Raw genomic sequence first — 418 nt, 5'->3', positions numbered from 1 at the left:
CCAAGGACACGCTGCCAAAGTCGAGTACCGTTGAAACCATCAAGTTCACGCTGCCTCGTATTCCCGATGCTGTCGCACCGATACCCAAAGAGATCAACTACCTGTGGATGGGCGGCCTGCTGCCGCCCCATCGGTTGGAGAACATAATAAACAATGCCAACAAAACGCCCGGCTACAAATCAGTTGTCAACGTGGACGCGGACACCCCTGAGGTGTTCCAGCAAATCAAGGTTGCACTTGAAGGCAAGGCGAGCAACCTTGAAGTCCGTAATTTGAATGAAAGTGATGTCTTCGCGCGGCTCAAGGCATCGGAGAGCGGCGAGGTCTACGAGTATTTCCGACATGGCCCCAAGGAAAACTATGCGGCGGCTTCGGATTGGCTTCGTTATAAGTGGAATAACGAGTTCGGCGGCATTCA

The 418-nt window shown here is 53.1% G+C and carries 1 protein-coding gene; it reads left to right on the top strand.

The features are described from left to right. Positions 1-418, top strand: a 418-nt coding sequence (locus tag AC0L3B_RS38475) for a glycosyltransferase family 32 protein (RefSeq protein WP_473382834.1), incomplete at both ends; no start/stop codon positions are given.

The organism is Bradyrhizobium sp. Kon56 (genome assembly GCF_055807635.1).
The sequence above is the reverse complement of the archived record's forward strand: the minus strand, read 5'-3'. Positions and strand labels throughout refer to the sequence as shown.